Source organism: Nocardia gamkensis NBRC 108242 (assembly GCF_001612985.1).
Lineage (GTDB): Bacteria > Actinomycetota > Actinomycetes > Mycobacteriales > Mycobacteriaceae > Nocardia > Nocardia gamkensis.
Genome location: NZ_BDBM01000064.1, coordinates 22,661 through 43,737 on the forward strand (window position 1 = coordinate 22,661; position 21,077 = coordinate 43,737).

The 21,077-nt window shown below is 67.6% G+C and carries 18 protein-coding genes; 13 read left to right on the top strand and 5 right to left on the bottom strand.

Going from position 1 to position 21,077, the window contains the following annotated elements:
* The first annotated feature begins 162 nt into the window (after positions 1-162).
* The 3 genes from NG1_RS31460 (at position 163) to NG1_RS31470 (ending at position 2,332) form a co-directional block, all read left to right on the top strand.
* Positions 163-1,185 carry an alcohol dehydrogenase catalytic domain-containing protein gene (locus NG1_RS31460; RefSeq protein ID WP_062976958.1) on the top strand — a complete coding sequence of 341 codons (1,023 nt, stop codon included), beginning with the start codon at positions 163-165 and terminating at the stop codon, positions 1,183-1,185.
* A 64-nt stretch (positions 1,186-1,249) separates the two neighbouring features.
* On the top strand, positions 1,250-1,708 hold the full coding sequence (locus NG1_RS31465) for a YybH family protein (protein WP_062976961.1): 459 nt from the start codon (positions 1,250-1,252) through the stop codon (positions 1,706-1,708).
* A 222-nt stretch (positions 1,709-1,930) separates the two neighbouring features.
* Complete coding sequence (locus NG1_RS31470) at positions 1,931-2,332, top strand: VOC family protein (RefSeq protein WP_062976964.1); 402 nt, start codon at positions 1,931-1,933, stop codon at positions 2,330-2,332.
* 398 nt (positions 2,333-2,730) lie between these two features.
* Here NG1_RS31470 and NG1_RS31475 read toward each other — a convergent pair whose 3' ends face one another.
* Genes NG1_RS31475 through NG1_RS38610 form a run of 4 tightly spaced genes read right to left on the bottom strand, consistent with a single transcriptional unit; the run spans position 2,731 to position 8,620 of the window.
* A complete protein-coding gene (locus NG1_RS31475) occupies positions 2,731-3,159 on the bottom strand; it encodes a hypothetical protein (RefSeq protein ID WP_245660137.1) in 429 nt (142 codons plus the stop codon).
* Complete coding sequence (locus NG1_RS31480; RefSeq protein ID WP_062976967.1) at positions 3,156-5,285, bottom strand: site-specific integrase; 2,130 nt, start codon at positions 5,283-5,285, stop codon at positions 3,156-3,158. The genes NG1_RS31475 and NG1_RS31480 overlap by 4 nt, the downstream gene beginning before the upstream one ends.
* On the bottom strand, positions 5,282-8,182 hold the full coding sequence (locus tag NG1_RS38605) for a hypothetical protein (RefSeq protein ID WP_245660138.1): 2,901 nt from the start codon (positions 8,180-8,182) through the stop codon (positions 5,282-5,284). The genes NG1_RS31480 and NG1_RS38605 overlap by 4 nt, the downstream gene beginning before the upstream one ends.
* A 21-nt stretch (positions 8,183-8,203) precedes the next feature.
* The gene (locus tag NG1_RS38610; RefSeq protein WP_062976969.1) at positions 8,204-8,620 is read right to left on the bottom strand and encodes a site-specific integrase; all 417 of its coding nucleotides are present in this window, start codon (positions 8,618-8,620) and stop codon (positions 8,204-8,206) included.
* Positions 8,621-8,637: 17 nt separating this feature from the next.
* Here NG1_RS38610 and NG1_RS31495 point away from each other — a divergent pair, with 17 nt between their 5' ends.
* A complete protein-coding gene (locus NG1_RS31495; protein ID WP_157114351.1) occupies positions 8,638-8,859 on the top strand; it encodes a hypothetical protein in 222 nt (73 codons plus the stop codon).
* Positions 8,856-9,044 (top strand): hypothetical protein, encoded by a 189-nt coding sequence (locus NG1_RS31500; protein WP_157114352.1) that lies wholly within the window; start codon positions 8,856-8,858, stop codon positions 9,042-9,044. The genes NG1_RS31495 and NG1_RS31500 overlap by 4 nt, the downstream gene beginning before the upstream one ends.
* 31 nt (positions 9,045-9,075) lie before the next feature.
* Here the strand turns inward: NG1_RS31500 and dnaE are convergent, their stop codons facing one another.
* The gene (gene dnaE / locus NG1_RS31505) at positions 9,076-12,624 is read right to left on the bottom strand and encodes a DNA polymerase III subunit alpha (RefSeq protein WP_084499339.1); all 3,549 of its coding nucleotides are present in this window, start codon (positions 12,622-12,624) and stop codon (positions 9,076-9,078) included.
* A gap of 318 nt (positions 12,625-12,942) precedes the next feature.
* Here dnaE and NG1_RS31510 point away from each other — a divergent pair, with 318 nt between their 5' ends.
* The 8 genes from NG1_RS31510 to NG1_RS31545 form a co-directional block, all read left to right on the top strand.
* Positions 12,943-13,380, top strand: coding sequence for a hypothetical protein (locus NG1_RS31510; protein WP_062977003.1), 438 nt, complete (start codon positions 12,943-12,945; stop codon positions 13,378-13,380).
* A 315-nt stretch (positions 13,381-13,695) separates the two neighbouring features.
* Positions 13,696-14,892: a sensor histidine kinase gene (locus tag NG1_RS31515; protein WP_040865970.1), complete on the top strand. Its 1,197-nt coding sequence runs from the start codon at positions 13,696-13,698 to the stop codon at positions 14,890-14,892.
* Between the two features lie 319 nt (positions 14,893-15,211).
* Positions 15,212-16,009 (top strand): LytR/AlgR family response regulator transcription factor, encoded by a 798-nt coding sequence (locus NG1_RS31520; protein ID WP_062976977.1) that lies wholly within the window; start codon positions 15,212-15,214, stop codon positions 16,007-16,009.
* Positions 16,006-16,371, top strand: a complete 366-nt coding sequence (locus tag NG1_RS31525) for a hypothetical protein (protein ID WP_062976980.1) — start codon at positions 16,006-16,008, stop codon at positions 16,369-16,371. The genes NG1_RS31520 and NG1_RS31525 overlap by 4 nt, the downstream gene beginning before the upstream one ends.
* Before the next feature lie 78 nt (positions 16,372-16,449).
* Positions 16,450-18,204, top strand: a complete 1,755-nt coding sequence (locus tag NG1_RS31530; RefSeq protein WP_062976983.1) for a sodium/solute symporter — start codon at positions 16,450-16,452, stop codon at positions 18,202-18,204.
* A 158-nt stretch (positions 18,205-18,362) separates the two neighbouring features.
* Complete coding sequence (locus tag NG1_RS31535) at positions 18,363-18,719, top strand: DUF485 domain-containing protein (protein WP_062976986.1); 357 nt, start codon at positions 18,363-18,365, stop codon at positions 18,717-18,719.
* On the top strand, positions 18,716-20,353 hold the full coding sequence (locus NG1_RS31540) for a monocarboxylic acid transporter (RefSeq protein WP_174315432.1): 1,638 nt from the start codon (positions 18,716-18,718) through the stop codon (positions 20,351-20,353). The genes NG1_RS31535 and NG1_RS31540 overlap by 4 nt, the downstream gene beginning before the upstream one ends.
* Positions 20,354-20,404: 51 nt before the next feature.
* Positions 20,405-21,077: AMP-binding protein (locus NG1_RS31545; RefSeq protein ID WP_157114353.1), on the top strand; the 673-nt coding region annotated here is incomplete at its 3' end.

The window sequence follows — 21,077 nt, forward strand, 5'->3', positions numbered from 1 at the left end:
CGCCAGCCCACACGGCGAGATGTCGCCCGGTGACCATCAAGTGACTGCCGCATGCTGGGGGATTAATCGGTCCCCAGGCAAGAATCGAAGAGCGCCACGGCAGGCAACAGGCCGCCGACGTACCGCACGAAACTCTGAAACCGCGCCGGAAAGGAATCCGTTATGAGCCATCCCACAGCAGCCGATGCCGCCGCACCGGCGACCATGCGGGCCGTCATCGTCACCCACCCCGGCGGCCTGGACGCACTTCAGGTCAAGGACGTACCGGTGCCCGCCCGAAGGCCCGGCTGGGTGCGGATCAAGGTGAAGGCGTTCGGCGTGAACGAGTCCGAGGTCACCACCCGCAAGGGCGAGTCGGACGCCGTGGTCACCTATCCACGCATCCCAGGCATCGAGGGCGTTGGGACAGTCGACGAGGCCGACGAGGACAGCGGACTACGCCCCGGCCAACAGGTAGCCACAATGATGGGCGGCATGGGCCGCGCGTACGACGGCGCGTACGCCCAGTACGTCACCGTCCCCGCCGGCCAGGTCATCCCCTTCGATACCAGCCTGCCGTGGGACGTGGTCGGCGCGCTGCCCGAAATGTTCCAAACCGCCTACGGCTCCCTAACCCGTGGCCTGGACCTCGAGGCCGGGCAGACACTGCTGATCCGCGGCGGCACCTCCACGGTCGGGCTGAGCGCGGCCACCCTCGCGAAGGACCTCGGCGCCACGGTCATCGCCACCACCCGCAGCGAAGCGAGGGCCGGGGAACTGCGGGCGGCGGGCGTCGACCACCCCCTCGTCGATAACGGCGCCCTCGCCGATCAGGTGCGCGAGCTGTTCCCGGACGGCGTGGACGCCGCACTGGAACTGGTGGGCTGTTCGGTCCTCGCCGACACCTTGCGCACGGTCCGCCTCCACGGCACGGTCTGCTTCACCGGAGCCCTGGCGGGCCAGTGGTCTATCCCGGACTTCACTCCGTTCATGATCCCGTTCGGGGTGCGGCTGACCTCCTACGGCGGCCAGGCCGCCGACCTCCCGGCCGACGCCTTCGCCCACCAGCTCCAGGCCATCGCGGAGGGGCGCCTCCTGGTCCCGGTCGCGAAGGTCTACCACGGGCTGGAAGAAGTCCGTGACGCCCAGGCCGATCTCGAATCCGGCGCCACCCCGGGCAAGCACGTCGTCGTCCTGGACGACTGACGAAACCCACCACCTCCTGTCAGCGCCGGCCCGAGCCGGCTGCGGGATACACGAAAGGAAGACCATGTCTACCGTTCCTGACTACGAAGCGAACTACACCAACGAGCAGAAGCAGCTCGCCGAGCATCTCATCGGGCTGGAGAAGAGCGCCCTCGATAAGTGGTTCAAGGGCGACGTTTCCGGATACCGCGAGCTGTGGTCGCGCAGGAGCTTCACCTACTTCGACGCCGCACATCCCGAGCGTGTCGAGGGCCACGAAGCCATCGACACCTTCCTGGACGGAGTGGACGGCAAGCTCCATGCCGACGAGTACGAAATGCGTAGCCCGCGCGTACAGTTCGGCGACGACACGGCACTGCTGACCTACCAGCTGTTCTCGGACACCAACCTCATCGACATGAAGTACAACTGCATCGAGCTCTTCCAGAAGGAAGAGGACTCCCAGTGGCGGGTCATCCACTCCACCTGGTCGTTCATTCGCCCGATGGACATGGACTTCGGCTCCGCGAAGAAGATCGTCTGAGAGCCGTCACCATGCCGCTCCGATGGCGGCGATCGCCCTCCGTGCAGCCCCTCCATCGCAACCCCGGTCTCAGCTCGAGCCGCGCCATGTGACCGGAACCTCCACGCCGCACCCCCTCCGCCCCCGCCTGTCCGAGCTTCACCGGCGTGGCGAGCGGGGCGCGGCCGTCATTATGCCCGGCGACATCGACGCACCCGAATATCCGAACGAAAGGATCCCGTGATGACCGACACCGCGACCGACGCCTACAGCTCCTTCACCGTGAACGACCTGGAATCGACCCGCACCTTCTACCAGGACGTACTCGGCCTGCGTATTGAAGACCGGGACGGAATGCTCTTCATCCACCTCCCCGGCGGCGCGTACACCGTCGCCTACGCCCACCCCGAGCACCAACCTGCACGATTCACCATCCTCAACATCGTCGTCCCCGACCTGCCCATCGCTGTCGCGGACCTCACCCGGCGCGGCGTGGAATTCGAGCACTACGAGGGAACATCCATACAGATCGACCCGGACGGGATCTACCGCGCCAAGGGCCCCTGGTTCGCCTGGTTCTACGACCCCTCCGGCAACGTTCTCGCCGTCTGCGAACGCGACGTCCGCCCGTCCGGCACCGCCTGACTCGCATGACTGCCGCGCCGCGCCCGGGCGCACAACCTCGAGGACGTCGACGTCACGGTGCCGCTGGGCAAGCTGGTGGCGACCGCCGGAGTCTCCGACTCATGCAAGTCCTCGCTCGCCCTCGGCGTGCTCATCGACTCCGATCGGTACGAAGTCCACGCCGGGGCGGCAGCTTAATGAATGCGCCGCTCAGGAGATCCGTCCAATCCTGACCCGCCCCAGCGACTCAACAATCGCGGTCCAGCTCGTGAACGAACCATCGCCCAGCTCGGGCGGGTACGGACGTCCGCACCTGCCTGTTCCGAGCGATCTGGAGCGCCGTAGCCGTTGGTCGCCAGTCGATCTCGCGAACATTCGGTAGTGCAAGAATTTAGTACGTGCGTCCCAGAATTGGCGAATCAGCAGGGGCCGATCACGGCCTGGCGGCGGCGCCGACCAGTGTCGAGGTCGGCAACCGACGCTCTGCTGCTTGCAGCGTCCTTCTCCAGGGCAAGCAAGTTGATTACCGAAGCGTAGAGCTGCAACTGCTGTTCGAGCTCGGTGCAGTGTGCGCGCAACTCGGCGTGCTCGGCCTTGAGCTTGTCGCATGGACTGGGCTCGGCGGCCGCGGCCGCCGATTCGGCGTCTTTGACGCGGGCTTGGAACAGTTCTTTGAGGTCGGTGTGCTGGTGGGTGAGGTGCCAGCGGCCGAGACCAGCTTCGACGGCCAGCTGGGAGACGCTGAGCCGACCGGTGGACCGCAGAGGCTTGCCCGCGAGGAGGCGGTCCATCGCGGCCAGGAGTTGCTTGCGGATCGGATTCTTCTCCGTCGCGATGGTTGGTGTCACTGGTGGTTCTCCAGGATGGTGTCGAGGCGGTCGAGTTCGTGCTGTTCGCGGCGGTGCCGGATCGGCGGGGCGAGCGGGTCGGCGACGATCTCGGCGAGTTCATCGCGGCGCTTGCGGATTTCGGCGATGTCGCGGCCGGTGCGGGCGATATTCGGGCAGCGGGGCCGGCAGTCATCGATGTCGGGGGTGACCATGGGGTCATCGGCGGTGCCGCGGAGCTGGCAAGCAGCCTGGGCGGGGTCGAACACGCAGGTCATGCCTTTGCCGTGGAAAATCTGCAGAAGTGGGTTGTTGACCAGGTCACGGGCTTGCTTCCCGGTGCTGAGGACGTGGCCGCCGAATTGCTTGTGAGCGGCGGAGACTCGCATCCCGTAGTCGTCGGCGGCCGGGCCGCTGACGTGTTCGCCTTGGGCGAGGGCCCGATGATTCTCGGCAATTTCATCCAGACGAGCCAGGAAATCTTCGAAGGCGTAGTCGTCAGGGAATCCGGATTCGTAGGTTCCGGCGTAGCCCTGGAACATCCGGGTTTCGACGTGCCCGTATTGCAGTGCGCCGGCGACGACTCCCCGGGGACGGCGCCGGATGGACCAGGCGAGGGTTCGCCGGAAACGGGACAGGTTCAGCGGTCCTTGCGGGTCCGCGGGAACGCCGTCGATGCCGCGGCTGACGCTGTAGGTGTTGATCCAGGTGGTGAACGATTCCAAGTCCTTTGCGACGATGCTGGCCAGTCGCGCTTCGCCTTTGCGGGTGCTGTTGTAATACCGCTGGCGGGCAACGTTGTTCGCGAACAGAAGAGGGTGATCGTGTAGGCGTTCGAGGACTGCGGCGGCTTCGGCGACGGGCTCGACGACGACCCAGGGATCGCGTCGTGGTGCCCCTTGGGGGATCTTGTTGCCGCGGTCGTCGGTTGCGTGCTTGAAGTAGGTGCCAGACATGAGCAGCAGATCCGTTTGCGGGTCGTACTCGATGCATCCGCGTTCGAGGTTGAGAACCTCTGCTGCGCGGGCGCCGGACAAATACGCGATGATCACCGCGCAAGCGGCGCTCAGATGCCGCGCCAGTGTGCGTGCTTCGAAGTGGGCGATCGGGCGGTCGAGCCAGAGCTGCCCGCTCAGGCGCCCGGTAATCGGCGTCTCCAGATAAGCGTTGTCTGCCACCGGGATTCCCGATTCGCGGATGGCCTGGCCGATCGCCGCCTTGCTCAGGCCATGAGGGGCGCATTCGAAGATCCGGCCCAGATGGGGCCAATCGATCTCGATGATTCCGTCGGGGGTGATCCGGCCCGGCAGCGATCCGCCGGTGCAGCGGAGCCGGTCGAGGTATTCGATGACCAACCCCTCGATCCGGCCCTTCGGTGAGCGGATCACGGGCCCGGTTCGGCGGCGGCCTTCCATGCTGCGGCTGTCCAGGAACCGGTATTCGGCGTAGGCGGCGATGATGTCTTCGGCAAAGTCCTCGACGAACCGCAGAGACCATGCCAGCAGCGGTTGCATGGTCTTCTCGGCGATGCGTGGGGTGAGGTTCGCTCGACTTTGGGCGATTTTGCCGAGCAGTTCATGCGACCTGTCTCCGCCCCATGGCGGCAAGGGTGGCAGTCTCATCTGCTCGGGGAGCGCGTCTCGATAGGACCACAGCCGCCGAACCTCCCTGATCCGCTTGTGTTTCGCCAGCGGCGACATGTCGCGGGCGCTGAGATCGATCAGGTAGTCATCGAGGAGCTCGGCTGTGACGTCCTGCAGCTCGGTGACGTCATGGCGGTGCAACCAGACAAGGAATTCCTTCAATGAAGCCCACGAGGAGTCGATACTGAGGATCGACGGCCGACTCACCCTCATCCACCGCATCCATGCCGGGCATTCGGTGTTGATCAGTTGCCAGACATAGTGTTTCGCGGTCAGCTGCATCGGTATCGGGATGGCGGCGAAGTTCAGGCTGGTCGCGTCGGCGCCGGCCTCGAAGATCGCCTCGTTGAGATGCCACCGGTCATCACCGAACCGTGACAACCTGGCCGGATCGGTTCCCGGCAGTAGTTCACGATCCAGCAGCACCAGCGTCTCGTTCCGCGGCCACCGATCGGCGGCGGAAACGGTATGGGCGGCAAAGACGTCGAGGGCGCGGTCGGTCATCGCAGGTCGAGCTCTCTGTTCAGGAATCGCTCCACTAATGCGCGGTCGGCGTCGCTGACGCCCACTCGAGCGTCGTCGACATCGGCGAGGTCATGGCGGGCGAGCAATTCGGCGAGTTGGGCGTGCGCGAACCCGAACCGCTCGACCCAGGTCAGTGGATCCATTTGCGCTTTGCGGGCGCCGAGCTGACTGTGAACGTGCACCTGAATTGGCAGGTGATGCGGCATGGCGCGCGCGCAGGGACAGCTCAGGCACTGCATAAACGAGGCTTGGCACGCCCCTGCGGCGGTGTGCGGGCCTGTGCCGTCGTCGGCGCAAGCCGCCATCACGGTGTCGAGCTTGCGGGCCATCATGCGTTCGAGAACCCTTGCGTCCATGCCGTGTTCGGCAGCGACCCCATCGGGATCGTCGTGAGCCCGTGCGAGGTCGTCGATGCTCAGGTGGTCGATCACACCGCGTGCGCGCGCTCTGTCGACCTCTCCAGCCAGTGCCTCGGCGACGACTCTCCGGTATTCGTCGACGCTGCCGCGATTGCGCGACAGATAGTCCTTGACCAGTGTCTGTTCACGATGTGCGACCGGCTTCTGGTGCAACTCGAGATAGGTCAACCTGACCCGGTTCATCGCAACCTGCAACGCAACCGGGTTCCCCTCGCCGGACATGGCGTCCGACACCAGATTGTGCGACCTGCTCCACCCGGCGTACCAGCTATCGAGTTTGTCCATCACCCGCAGCCCCCGACCGTTCTCGCAGTGCCCGCCGGCGGTGCTGGTGTAGCCGACGAAAAGCTTGTCTGTACCGATGAACTCACGCGACCGCGCGGTCAGCTCGATCATCAGGGCGTAAACGCCAAACGGGGTGTGCAGCTCGTCGCGGGCCGACAACTCCTCATGACGGTCGGGAATACTGATCCAGTTCGGAACCTCCTCCAACACCAAGTTCATATAGGCGCGGCCGCCGCGCCTGGGCTTGCGGGTGTTCAGGATCGCCGCCGCTGTCTGCCCGACATGCCCGTCAGCGCGATGATGCGCGACACCGGCATTGAGGATCACGCTGCGATTCTGTCCAGTCATGGCAGCCAGCAGAATGGCTCCCGCGACGAGCTCTCGACCCACCAGATGAAGTTGAGCGACCGCGTCGACGGTCGAGCCGAGTCGACGAACCCAATCCTTCGCTTGGGATGTGACCGCCCCGGTCCGCGACCGCATGTACTTGTATCGGGGGACGTCAGCGTAGCGGTCGACGAAATCCAGCAGTTCCATTCTCCGCTCAGGGTCTGCCGAGCTCCCCTCGCGATATTCCCGCAACAGCTGCCTGTTGTTGCGAATCCGGACAGCCGCAGCGCGCAGGTCCTCGCGCGCGGCCGTCGCGATCCGTTTGAACTCTGCGCTGCTGTAGCTCGCCGTTGGCGGCCCCGCAACGCGCCGGTGCGGGTTGCGCTCTCGCAGCTTCGCCACCAAGGCGTCGGTGATGCCATCGGCGCCCAACAGGACCCCCTTCACCGATCCCAATTCGGTTGCGGCATTCCGCATCCCCCGACGATGGGCAACGAAGCCGTCGATATGGCCTGGCACCAGATCATCTATCAGCCTGGGTGGGGCGGGAAGGTTCGCCAAATACGTGGCGAACGTGGTGATCGCCTGAAACACGGCTCGTATCGAGTGCATCGACGTCAACCGGCTTCCTGGAGCCGTCCGTCGAGCGAACGCGACCGCCATTTCCCGCTGCATTCCCGCCGCCACCGGCAGGCCGGTGAAGTCGAAGTCCTTGTGCTCGCTGCCCTCCTGGGCGAAGCACCGAACCACACTGGTCTCACCGAGAATGCCTCGGGCAGTAGCTGGTTCGGTGCTCGGCAGGGCGGCTTTGCGTCCGCGCCGGCTCACCGGGCGCGCGCCCAGCGGGTCGGTGATCACGCGTGAGTGTCCCGCAACGGCTTCGACGACGAATTTGTCGATGTCGAGACCTTCGACCTGGGCGAGCAGGACCTCCACCGACAGATTCTGGAACGGCTCGAGGTAGACCGATCTTGTGGTTTCCACCCGGCGGTGACCGAGGATGGTTTGCACGAAATCCCATGTGTCGCCGAACTGGTAACGAAAATCGCGGGTCTCGTTCTCGCTGAGATGGTCGACCCGTTTGGCGTAGACCAGCTTCCCGACCGAGAACCATCGCAGGGCAGCCGAATGACGACTCATGTGCGAATTCACCCGGAAGTTGTCCAAACCTATCGCAGCGACGCGCTGGTTCGCGGCATCGAAGCTGTGATGCCAGGCGTGGGGATCGCGCGGCAGCCCGTCCTCGTTCAACCACAACCACACCGGCTCCAAACCGGCCACTGTCTCCCGAAACATTCTGCGCCGCAACGATGAACCCACCAAATTCCAGTCCCGAACGACCCAGCCGCCGCTCTCCTGGTCGGGCATCACCACCGAACCAGGACGGCGATCGACGTCCACCAGCATCCGGCCAGGGAGCCGTTCATAAACGCCAGCAGCCTGCGCTTGGCGAACCATCCGCGCGCGAGCGCCCTCGACATAAGCCCAGACCGCACTCAGCGCGCGCCGAGGAATCCAGTACGGATGCCCATAGCCGCCCTTGGCGCACTTGCTGGCCAATTGGCAGGTGTAGAAGCCGCGCCCGGCTTGCAGTCGCGGCAGCTCCGGTAGCACCACGCTGGCCCACTCGCTCAACCTCAGGGCGGTGCCGTAGAGTCCGTCGGCGAATGCCGCGTCACGCTGGTCGTTGCGGCCACGCCACGATCGATCCGGTCGACCCGACAGGTCCCGCCCCCGCAATCCGACATCTCGCCAGCGTGCCCACGCCGCCGGGTCCAGCCACTTCACGGCTGCGTCCCGCTTGGCCTTCGGATAGTCCACCTCGGCGAACACGTCGTCCACATCGCCGTAGCGGCCGGAGGCCTAGGTGTAGAACTTCTTGCACGCGGCAACGTCTTTCGCGAACGTCGACGTCTTGACCGTCGCGATGTTCGCCGGATCGGTCAACCGCCAGAACTCGAACTCCTCGGTGTGCTCCTCATCCGCCTGCCACCACGGGCAACCCCGTGACTCCAGGAAACTCAGCCACAACGCCAGCGAGTATGCGTAATCTCGGCGCGTGTTCTCAGCCAGCACCCCGAACTTCGCCGATGCGAGGAACCGATTCACCCGATCATCGGGAAACCCGTTCGGCGCCAACATAAACCACTGGCCGTGCCGGACTCCCAGTTGCCGCGCCCAGGGCCCCACATCCAGCGCAATGCGTTCCAGCCCCTCTGGCAAGTTCGGCCACGAGCGCTCCAGATCGAACCGCCGTACGGTCCACAACCCCGGGTCCACCAGCTAACTCTCCCTCGATGGTCTTGGACATCGAACCACAACAGGAGAGCGGCTATAGAATGTACGGCCGACCGACCAGCCGCGCCGCCCTGCCCGTCGCCGCAGCACACCGGGCCATGCAGTTGCACCGTGATCACGACTGCGCCCGCAAGCGCGCCGCGTTCACCGCCCTGATTGCCGCCGGGCGCATCACACCGGATTCCGCACGCCAACACCGCCCATGGAGCAATCCCTCGTGAATCGAACCGAAGAAGACCCGACCGGACGGCTCCGGGAACTCACCGACCGCGCTACGCGAGCGGGCTACTGCCTGGTGCGCGATCCGGTCCCACCGCACGACTGGAAGTTGCTGGACGCCGAGGACGGCGACGTCGTCGTCTTCGCCGCGAATCTCGAGCGAATCGAGCAGTGGCTCGACACCTGACTACGCGGCACCCGCTGAGCGAGCCCGCCGCTCAGCTCGCCAAGCAACCCGGACCGAGCAGCGCCTTGAGGTCGCCCATCAGTGCCGAGGACGGTGAGACTCGCAGGCGTTCGTCGAGTTTCAGCAGCGTGGTCTTGTCTCGGGCGCCGACGTGCCGGATATGCACATCCGACGTGCCGGGGTGCCTGGACAAGACCCGCTTGAGTTCGCCGATCTTGTCCGGCGTGCACATGCGGGTGGTGACGGTGACCGCGAGCGGCTTCGCGACGCCGACCGCCGACAGGTCGGGCACGGCGAGATCGTTGGCGATCAGCGAGATCCGGTCGTCGCGGACCGAGACGCGCGCCTTGACCAGCACCACGGCGTCCTCCACGACGTCCATCCCGTACACCGAGTACGACTGCGGGAAGAACAGCACCTCGATGCCACCGGTGAGGTCTTCCAGCTGCGCGGAGGCCCAGGCCAGGCCGTTCTTGTTGATGCGCCGGTTCACCGAGGCCAGGATGCCGCCGACGGTCACCTGGGTGCCGTCCTTGATGTCGCCCTCCAGGATGGCGGGGATCTGCGTGTCGGCCTGCGCCGCGAGCACGTGCTCGACGCCGTTGAGCGGATGCCCGGACACGTACAGGCCGAGCATCTCCCGCTCCAGTGCGAGCCGGTGCTTGGACTCCCACTCCTCGTCGGGGACCTTCACGTTGAACACCGAGGTCACCGACTCGTCCGCGTCCAAGCCGCCGAACAGGTCGAATTGACCGATCGCCTCGGCCTTCTTGGTGGCCATCACGGCGTCGATGGCATCGGAGTGGATCAGCATCAGGCCCTTGCGCGGATGCCCGAGGGAGTCGAAACCGCCTGCCTTGATCAGCGATTCGGTGACCTTCTTGCTCGCGGCGATGGCGTCGATCTTGTTCAGGTAATCGGAGAAATCGGTGAACTTCGATTTCTCCTTGCGCGCCTGGATGATCGAGGAGACGACGTTCGCGCCGACATTGCGCACCGCGCCGAGACCGAAGCGGATGTCCTTGCCGACGGAGGCGAAGTTCTGCTCGGACTCGTTGACGTCCGGCGGAAGCACGGTGATGCCGAGGCGGCGGCAGTCGGAGAGGTAGACCGCGGCCTTGTCCTTGTCGTCGCCCACGGAGGTGAGCAGGCCCGCCATGTACTCGGCCGGGTAGTTGGCCTTGAGGTAGGCGGTCCAGAACGAGACCAGGCCGTAGCCCGCGGCGTGCGACTTGTTGAACGCGTAGCCGGCGAACGGAAGGATGGTGTCCCACAGCGCCTTCACCGCGGCCTCGGAGAAGCCGTTGTTGGTCATGCCCTCGTGGAAGCCCTTGTACTCGGCCTCGAGCACCTCGAGTTTCTTCTTACCCATGGCCTTGCGCAGCGCGTCGGCCTTGCCCATCGAGTAGGAGGCGACCTTCTGCGCGATGAACATGATCTGCTCTTGGTAGACGATCAGGCCGTAGGTCTCGGCGAGGATGTCCTTGAGCGGTTCCTCCAGCTCGGGGTGGATCGGCTTGATCGGCTGCCGCCCGTTCTTGCGGTCGGCGTAGTCGTTGTGCGCGTTCATGCCCATCGGGCCGGGGCGGTAGAGCGCGAGCACGGCGACGATGTCGTTGAAGCCGGTGGGCTGCATGCGGCGCAGCAGGTCGCGCATGGGACCGCCGTCGAGCTGGAAGACGCCGAGCGTGTCACCGCGCGAGAGCAATTCGTAGGTCGCGGGGTCGTCCAGCGGCAGGTTGTCCATGTCCAGGTCGATGCCGCGGTTGGCCTTGATGTTGTCCAGCGCGTCACCGATGACGGTGAGGTTGCGCAGACCGAGGAAGTCCATCTTCAGCAGGCCGATGGCCTCGCAGGACGGATAGTCCCAGCCGGTGATGATCGCGCCGTCCTGGGGCCGCTTCCATACCGGGATGGCGTCCATCAACGGTTCGGAGGACATGATCACCGCGCAGGCGTGCACACCGGCGTTGCGGATCAGGCCCTCGAGTCCGCGCGCGGTCTCGTAGATCTTGGCCACGTCCGGGTTGTTGCCGATGAGTTCGCGGACCTCGGCGGCCTCTTTGTACCGCTCGTGATCGGGGTCCATGATGCCCGACAGCGGGATGTCCTTGGCCATGATCGGCGGCGGCAGCGCCTTGGAGATCTGGTCGGCGATGGCGAAGCCGGGCTGGCCGAACTGGACACGCGCGGAGTCCTTGATCGCGGCTTTGGTTTTAATCGTGCCGAAGGTGATCACCTGGGCGACCCGGTCGGTGCCCCACTTCTCGGTCGCGTAGCGGACCATCTCACCGCGGCGGCGATCGTCGAAGTCGATATCGATATCGGGCGCGGACGGGCGCTCCGGGTTGAGGAACCGCTCGAACAGCAGGCCGTGCGGCAGCGGGTCGATATTGGTGATGCCGAGCGCGTAGGCCACCAGCGAACCGGCCGCCGAACCACGGCCGGGGCCGACCCGGATGCCGACCTCTCGCGCGTGCTTGACGAGGTCGCCGACGACGAGGAAGTAGGCGGGGAAGCCCTTCTGCTTGATGACGTCCAGTTCGAAGTAGGCGCGGGTGTAGTACTCGTCGGGCACGCCGTCCGGGAACCGGCGCGCCAAGCCGCGGTCGACCTCTTTGCGCAGCCAGGAATCCTGGTCCTCGCCCTCGGGTACCGGGAAGATCGGCATGCGGTCCTTGAAGGCCCACACGTCGTCGTAGGACTGGACCCGCTCGCCGATCAGCACCGTGTTGTCGCACGCGCCGGGCACCTCGGCGTCCCACAGCGCGCGCATCTCCTCGGCGGACTTCAGGTAGTAGCCGTCACCGTCGAATTTGAACCGCGTGGGATCCGACAGCGTCTTGCCGGTCTGCACGCACAGCAGCGCCTCGTGGTTGGCGGACTGGTCCTTGGTGACGTAGTGGCAGTCGTTCGTGGCCAGCGCCGGGATGCCCAGCTGCCTGCCGACGTTCAGCAACCCCTCGCGGACCCGGCGCTCGATGGACAGGCCGTGGTCCATGATCTCGAGGAAGAAATTCTCCTTCCCGAAGATCTCCTGCCACTTGGCCGCGGCCTCGAGCGCCTCGCGTTCGTGCCCGAGGCGCAGGCGGGTCTGCACCTCGCCGGAGGGGCAGCCGGTCGTCGCGATGATGCCTTCGGCGTACTGGGCGATGATCTCCGCGTCCATGCGCGCCCACTTGCCGAGCTGGCCCTCGATGGAGGCCAGCGAGGACAGTTTGAACAGGTTGCGCAGGCCGGTCGCGTTCTCGGCGACCATGGTCATATGCGTGTAGGCGCCCGAGCCGGAGACGTCGTCGCCCTTCTGGCTCGGATCGCCCCACTGCACGCGCTTGGTCTCGAACCGGGAGGCGGGCGCGATGTAGGCCTCGATGCCGATGATCGGCTTGATGTCGTGCTTCTTGGCCGAGTTGTAGAACTCCGAGGCGCCGTACATGTTGCCGTGGTCGGTCATCCCGACCGCGTTCATCCCCAGCCGTTTCGCCTCGCTGAACAATGGCGAGATCTTGGCCGCACCATCGAGCATGGAGTACTCGGTGTGGTTGTGCAGATGGACGAACGATCCGGACGAGGCGGCCAAGACGGTCCTTCCTCCCAAGGTCTCGACGGGGGTTGGCTGGACCGATTCTAGGCGTGCCCACCGACTGCTTCGGACCGGCGCGCTGGCGCCACTCGGGCGTCCGGCGTGTCGGTGGGGAAGATCACCGGCGCGTCCTGGGGACTCGCCGTGTGAGTGGCCGATTTCCGCGAGTGTCGGGGTCTTGCCGAATTCGGGAACACCCGAACGGCGGCCGTGGCTCGGCGGTAATCTCTGCTTCCCTCCCCACGACGATGCCGGCGCTTCTCGGGGACGGGCCAGCACGGCAGACCGGATTTTCCCGAAAACGTGGAGGTGTCGATGAATTCGACGACAGCGCTCTTGATGGTCCCCGCTACGGCGATGGCGGCACTGGCCGCGACGGCCGCGCCCGCCGCGGCCGCGCCCGCCGCGTTCGCCACCGTGTACACCCTGGCCCAGGGGCCGTGCGTGGGGCAGGTGGAGATGTCGGTCAACGGCAACGCCTACCCCAACCAGGCGGCCTTCACCGTGGGCGCGACGCTGCTCGGCGCCGGGCCGTGCACGCTGCCGGTCACGCTGAACTACCGCAATGTCGACACCGGCCAGGAAGGTACGTTCCAAGTGGTCGCGCAGGGTCCCGGCTACTGGGGCAACAGCGGCCACTCCGCGCTGTTCCTTCCCGGCATCGGCCAGTTCACCGCGACGGTCAGCATCGGCGCGGCGCACTTCCCCGAACCCGGCACCATCGAGTTCACGGTCCCGCAGTACCAGGGCTGAGAATTCCCGCAGGCCGGACCGCGCCCGCGCCCGGCGGCGGCGCGGTCCGCGTGGACGGATTCGGCCATTCAGTGCGGCGGTGGTATCCACCAGCGGCGACGCGACCCCTTACCGAACTCCGGCAAAACCGCAGGACAGCGGCCACGCCCGACGAAGGCGGGTTCCGCGTTCACCGGATTCGGCCCGTTGCGCGGCCGTCGACGCCAACGCCCGCACTCGGCCGCACCCCGCACTCGCGTCACAGCCGCCGCCTTGCCGCGGTGTTTGCGGCCGACGCGATAATCAGCCCATGCAGTCCGTGCGCCGATGCCCGCCATGACCACCGCACTCGCCGTCGCGGCGGCGGCGGCGCTGATCGCCGGGGCGCTGCTGATCTGGTCGCGCACCCGCAGAGTGGTGACCACCCCCGCGGAGCGGGCGGTGCATTCGGCGTTGCACACCGCGTCGCTGGCGGCGGTCCCGCTGCGGCGCGGGCTGACCGAGCAGTCCGCGCGGGAGGCGGCGCCGCACCTGCGCGCACTCACCGGCGCCGAGGCGCTCGCGCTGGCCGACCCCGACGGCACGTTGCTCGCCTGGGACGGCCCGCACGCCGAACTGGCCGAATACTTCGGCGAAGCCGCCGTGCGCGCCGTCGCGGGCGAGCGCCCGGTGCTCGTCGCCGGACCCGGACGCGGCGAACACGCGGGACGCACGCTGATCGCGCAACCGCTGCTGGTCGAATCCAACGGCGTGGCCGGCGTGCTGGGAGTCGTGAGCGCCGGGCAGCCGGGACCGGGCCGGCTGGGTGCGGTCGCCGAGGTGGCTCGGTACGCCTGCGGTCAGCTCGAACTGGCCGAGCTGGACGCGTCGCGGGCCCGGCTGGACCGCGCCGAGGTGCGCGCGCTGCGGGCCCAGATCAGCCCGCACTTCATCTACAACGCGCTGAACACCATCGCCTCGTTCGTCCGCACCGACCCGGCGCGGGCCCGCGAGCTGATCCTCGAGTTCGCCGACTTCACCAGGTACTCCTTCCGCGCCGCGGGCGAATTCACGGTGCTGTCCGACGAGTTGCGCAACATCGAGCGGTACCTCGCGCTGGAACGCGCCCGTTTCGGCGACGCGCTACAGGTCCGGCTGCGGATCGCGCCCGAGGTGCTCGGCGTGGTACTGCCCTTCCTCGCGTTGCAGCCGCTGGTGGAGAACGCGGTGCGGCACGGGCTGGCGGGCACCGCGCACGGCGGCACCGTCAGCATCGTCGCCACCGACGCGGGCACCGACTGCGTGATCAGCGTCGAGGACGACGGCGTCGGCATGGACCCGGATCTGCTGCGGTCCGGCGCGCTGGACGCCGTCGACACCGGGACGGGCCCGGCGGCCTCCGGTGAGGCCGCGCACGTCGGGCTGGCCAATGTCGACGACCGGTTGCGCGCGGCCTTCGGCGACGACTACGGCCTGGTCGTGGAAACCGCGCCCGGTGCGGGCACGAAGGTCAGCCTGCGCGTCCCCAAGTTCCGCGCGGGCATCCGGGCGTAACACCGCCCTGCGGGACCCAGGACCAGGCCTCAGGACGATGACAACCAACCGGGCATGAAACCAACGCGCTACGCCCAGGACCACAACTCACCCCGCCGACAACCGAACCGACACACCACCGCGCGAGACCCGCGACCACGACCCACACCGACGACGAGCAACCGGACGCAAGACCGGGACACCCGACGCCGGAACACAGTTCATGCCGACGACAAGCAACCGGATATGAGACCGGCGCGCACGACGCCCGGGAGCTGGACACGTCCCGCCGACGGCGCCCGTCGGCGGCCTCGCAGGGGAGCCTTACGATGGTGCGATTGTGACCCGCGTTACCGGCAAACCGGCGGGCGCGCTGCGCGTGCTCGCCGTGGACGACGAGAAACCCGCTCTGGACGAGCTGGTGTATCTGCTGCGCGCGCGGACCGAGATCGGCGAGATCCACGCGGCAGGCGACGCCACCAGCGCACTGCGGGTGCTGCGCGCCCATCCGATCGACGCGGTGTTCCTGGACATCAACATGCCGGGACTGGACGGCATGGAGCTGGCGGGCATCCTCTCGGAGTTCGCCGCCGCGCCCGCCGTGGTCTTCGTGACCGCCCACGACGACCGGGCGATCGCGGCGTTCGACCTGGGCGCGGTGGACTATCTGCTCAAGCCGCTGCGGGAGGACCGGCTCGCGGAGGCGGTGCGGCGGATCGCCGCAGCGCGCAGCGCGCCGCACCCGGCCGCCACCGAAGCCCGCACCGACCCGAACGAGGTCATCCCCGTGGAACTGGGCGGAGTGACCACGCTGGTACCGCGATCGAGCGTGAGCTGGGTGGAAGCCGACGGTGACTACGCGCGGCTGCATACCAGCGCCGGGTCGCATCTGGTGCGGATTCCGTTGTCGGCGCTGGAGGCTCGCTGGCACGACGCGGGCTTCCTCCGGGTGCACCGGTCCTACCTGGTGGCGCTGCGGCTGGTGACCGGGCTGCGCAGCGTGGGTTCCGGGACCGTGGTGTGCCTGCGGGCCGAGGGCGACGCGCGGGCGGTCGAACTGCCGGTCAGCCGAAGACAGGTTCGTGAGCTGAAACAACGGCTGGTGCGCCGGCCCCGGCAGCACTGGGGCAACCAGTGACCGGGCCGCAGCGCCCGGTCCGCAGGCGCGTCGTGCTCTCCGAGCGACGTGGCGCCCGGCGGGTGCGCACGCGGGTGGAGGTCGCCGAGCAAACCGAGTTCGGTGAAGCGCTCATCGGGGGCCTGATCCGCGCCCAACTCGGGCTCGCGCTACGCGTGGGCCTGGTGAGCATCGCGCTGCTGTGCGCGCTGCCGGTGCTGTTCCGGACCGGCTCGATCGGCTCCATGGCGGTGCTGGGCATCCGGTTGCCGTGGCTGCTGCTCGGCGGAGCCGTCTACCCGCTGCTGTTCCTGCTCGGCCGCACCTATGTGCGCTTGGCCGAACGCAACGAACAGGACTTCCTCGAACTGGCCGAGGACTGATGGTGCGCCCTCCACCATGAACGAGTCGATCACGTCCACATCGCCCGCCGAACCGATGCGCCGACCCCGGAGCGCTCCATGACCTCGGGTACGGCGCCTGCGCTCACCGTGGCCGCGCTGGTCCTCGCGGCGCTGGCGACCGTCGCGATCGGCGCGTACGGCGTGCGGCTCGCGCGCACCACCTCCGACTTCCTCGTCGCGTCGCGCAGCGTGGGACCGCGCTGGAACGCCGCCGCGATCTCCGGGGAATACCTCTCGGCCGCCTCGTTTCTCGGCGTGGCCGGGTTGATCGCGAAATACGGCGCGGACGCGCTGTGGTACCCGGTGGGCTTCACCGCCGGATACCTGGCGCTGCTGCTGTTCGTCGCCGCTCCGCTGCGCCGCTCCGGCGCGTACACGGTGCCCGACTTCGCCGAATTCCGGCTGGGCTCACTGCGTTTGCGCAGGCTCGCGGCCACCGTCGTGGTGCTCATCTGCGCGGTGTATCTCATTCCGCAGTTCCAAGGGGCCGGGCTGACCCTGCACATCCTGCTCGGGGTGCCGGACTGGGTGGGCGCGGTGGCGGTGGGCGCGATCGTGCTCGCCAACGTGGTCGGCGGCGGGATGCGCTCGATCACCCTGGTCCAGGCGTTCCAGTACTGGCTGAAGCTGACCGCGGTGGCCCTTCCCGCGCTGGTGCTGCTCGGGCACTTCCTCGCCGACGAGCGAGAACTGGGTGCGCCCGCGCCGCCGGTGGTGTCCGAGCGCACGACCGTCGACGTGACCACCGACGTGGTGGTGCGGGTGGGTGCGCCGCAGCAGGTTTCGATCACGGGAACCCTCGACGACCGCGCGGTCGACGGCCCGGTGCCGCTGGCGCCGGGCACCCACGAGCTGTCCGCGGGCACGCGGCTGGTGCTGGAAGCCGGGGTCGCCGTGCCGGTGGTCGCGGGCGCACCCGCCGACGGCGCGGGCTGGCTGGCGCCGGGCGGCGGCTTGGGTGGACCGCATCCGGCCTACCAGGTCTATTCGCTGATCCTCGCAACCTTCCTCGGCACCATGGGCCTGCCGCACGTGCTGGTGCGCTTCTACACCAACCCCGATGGGCGGGCCGCGCGCGCGACGGCGCTCGCGGTGATCGGCCTGGTCGGGCTGTTCTACCTGTTCCCCGTCCTGCTGGGCGTCTTCGCCCGGCTGTACGTGCCGCAACTGCTGATCACCGGGACCTCCGATGCCGCGGTGGTGCTGCTGCCCGGCTCGGTGGTCGCCGGACTACCGGGGCAGCTGCTAGCGGCGCTGGCCGCGGCGGGCGCGATCGCCGCGTTCCTGTCCACCTCGTCGGGACTGCTGGTGAGCATCGCGGGCGTGCTCAGCACCGACATGCTGCGCGGGCGGATCCGGGACTTCCGCGCGGCGGCGCTGGTCGCGGGCTCGGTTCCGCTGGCGCTGTCGCTGACCGTCGTGTCGCTGGACCTGTCGCGCACCGTCGGCCTGGCCTTCGCGGTGGCCGCCTCCACGCTGTGCCCGCTGCTGGTGCTGGGCATCTGGTGGCGCGGGCTGACCGCGGCGGGCGCGGCGGCCGGCCTGATCGCGGGCGGGCTCGCCGCGGGCACCGCGACCGCCGTCTCGGTCACCGGCGGATTCTCCGACACGGTGGCGGGCGGCTGGCCTGCGGCGCTGCTCGGCTATCCGGCTGCGATCAGCGTGCCGTTGGCGTTCGCCACCATGGTGCTGGTCAGCTCGTTCACCCGCGGACTCGGCGCGAGGACGGTGAGCCGGATCTTCGTCCGGATGCACGCGCCGGAGCGACTGGGCATGGGCGCCGACCGCGAGCGCAGCCTGCGCTCGGACTGACCGAGGCCACGGGCGGCCGACCGTTCATCGCGTCACATCGACCGCTCGGCGCAGATTCGGGCACCTTCACAGAGTGACCCACGCCACAGCCTACTGGTGAGCCGTGGGCCTGGCTTACCGTCCTCGAGAAGTAAGCCACGTCACTTGGTAGGACACTCATGACCAGTACCGAACTCGACGACACCGCCCCGCGGCGAGCGCCGAGCGCAGCAGAATTCGCCGAAGTGCAGGCGAGCCCCCAATTCCAGGAACTGCGAACGCGCCTGCGCCGCTTCGTGTTTCCGATGACCGCGTTGTTCCTGCTCTGGTACCTCGGATACGTCCTGCTCGGCGCGTACGCCCACGACTTCATGAGCCGCCCGGTGTTCGGCGACGTCAACGTCGGGTTGCTGCTCGGCCTGGGCCAATTCGTATCCACCTTCGCCATCACCGCGCTGTACGTCCGGTTCGCCAACCGGGAACTGGATCCGCGCGCGGCGACCATCCGCGGCTACCTCGAGGGAGACCGAGCGTGAACACCGTGCACACCTACGCCGCCGCCGCGACGGTCGGCAACCCGGTCGCCAATATCGCCATCTTCGGCGTCTTCGTCGTGTTCACGATGATCGTGGTGATCCGCGCCAGCCGCAACAACGCCACCGCCGCCGACTACTTCACCGGAGGGCGCGGTTTCTCCGGCCCGCAGAACGGCGTCGCCATCGCGGGCGACTACCTCTCGGCCGCGAGCTTCCTCGGCATCGCGGGCGCCATCGCGGTCTACGGCTACGACGGTTTCCTCTATTCCATCGGATTCCTGGTCGCTTGGCTGGTCGCGCTGCTGCTGGTCGCCGAAATGCTCCGCAACACAGGCAAATTCACCATGGCCGACGTGCTGAGCTTCCGGCTGAAGGAAGGCCCGGTACGCACCGCCGCCGCGCTGTCCACGCTCACCGTGTCGCTGTTCTACCTGCTCGCGCAGATGGCGGGCGCGGGCGGCCTGGTCGCACTGCTGCTGGACATCTCCGACAAGACCGGGCAGTCCATCGTGATCGCCGTGGTCGGCGTGCTGATGATCGTCTACGTGCTGGTCGGCGGCATGAAGGGCACCACGTGGGTGCAGATCATCAAGGCGGTGCTGCTGATCGTGGGCGCGGCGCTGATGACCGTCATGGTGTTCGCGAAGTTCGGTTTCAACTTCTCCGACATCCTGGGCTCCGCGCAGGAAGCGGTCTCCGGCTCGGCGAACAAGGCCGTCGCCGCGCGCGACGTGCTCGCTCCCGGCGCGCAGTACGGCGGCAGCGAGACCTCGAAACTCAATTTCCTCTCCCTCGGCCTGGCATTGGTGCTCGGCACAGCGGGCCTGCCGCATGTGCTGATGCGCTTCTACACCGTGCCCACCGCCAAAGAGGCACGGCGCTCGGTGGTCTGGGCGATCGGCCTGATCGGCGCGTTCTACCTGTTCACCCTGGTGCTCGGCTACGGCGCGGCGGCGATCGTCGGCCCGGACCGCATCCTCGCGGCCGCGGGCGGGCAGAATTCGGCGGCGCCGCTGCTGGCCTTCGAACTCGGCGGCGTGGTGCTGCTCGGCGTGATCTCCGCGGTCGCCTTCGCCACCATCCTCGCGGTGGTCGCGGGCCTGACCATCACGGCGTCGGCCTCGTTCGCCCACGACATCTACGCCAACGTCATCAAGCGCGGGAAAGCCGGTGAGCGCGAACAGGTCCGGGTGTCCCGGATCACCGCGGTGGTGATCGGCGTGCTGGCCATCGCCCTGGGCATCCTGGCCAACGGGCAGAACGTCGCCTTCCTGGTGGCGCTGGCGTTCGCGGTCGCGGCGGCGGCGAATCTGCCGACCATCCTGTTCTCGCTGTTCTGGCGGCGGTTCAACACCACCGGTGCGCTGTTCAGCATGTACGGCGGCCTGATCTCGACGATCGTGCTGATCGTGTTCTCCCCCGCGGTCTCCGGCAGCAAGACCGCCATGCTCCCCGGATCGGATTTCGACTGGTTCCCGCTGTCCAACCCGGGCATCGTCTCCATCCCGTTGGCGTTCGCGCTCGGCGTCATCGGAACCTTGGTCGGCGGCAGGTCCGAGGACCCGGCCAAGGCCGCGGAGATGGAGGTCCGCTCGCTCACCGGCGTCGGCGCGGAGAAGGCGGTGGTGCACTGATCGCTGCCCGCCCTTCCTCGTCCCCCTTGCTCTTTCGTTAGGAGATCTCGCGTGACCAGCGCAACCACCGATGACCGCGACGCCACCACCGCCTACCCGCCGAGCGCGGAGTTCGCCGCTCAGGCGAACGCCGACGCCGGGTTCTACCAGCGGGCGGCGGCCGATCGGGAAGCATTCTGGGCCGAACAGGCCGGACGGTTGCACTGGCACCAACCCTTCACCCAAGTACTGGACTGGACCGACGCACCAGTCGCGAAATGGTTCGCCGACGGAAAACTCAACGTCGCCTACAACTGCCTCGACCGCCACGTCCTGGCCGGCCACGGCGACCAGACCGCCATCCACTGGGAAGGCGAACCCGGCGACTGCCGCACCCTCACCTACCGCGACCTACTCGACGACGTATCCCGCGCCGCCAACACCCTCACCGACCTCGGACTCACCGCAGGCGACCGCGTCGCGATCTACATGCCCATGGTCCCCGAAGCCATCATCGCCATGCTCGCCTGCGCCCGCCTCGGCCTGACCCACTCCGTCGTATTCGCCGGATTCTCCCCCACCGCCCTGCGCCAACGCGTCGACGACGCCGCCGCCCGCCTGATCATCACCACCGACGGACAATACCGCCGCGGCAAACCCGCCCCCCTCAAAGCCGCCGTCGACCAAGCACTCGGCAACGACCCCACCACCGTCGAACACATCCTGGTCGTGCGCCGCACCGGCA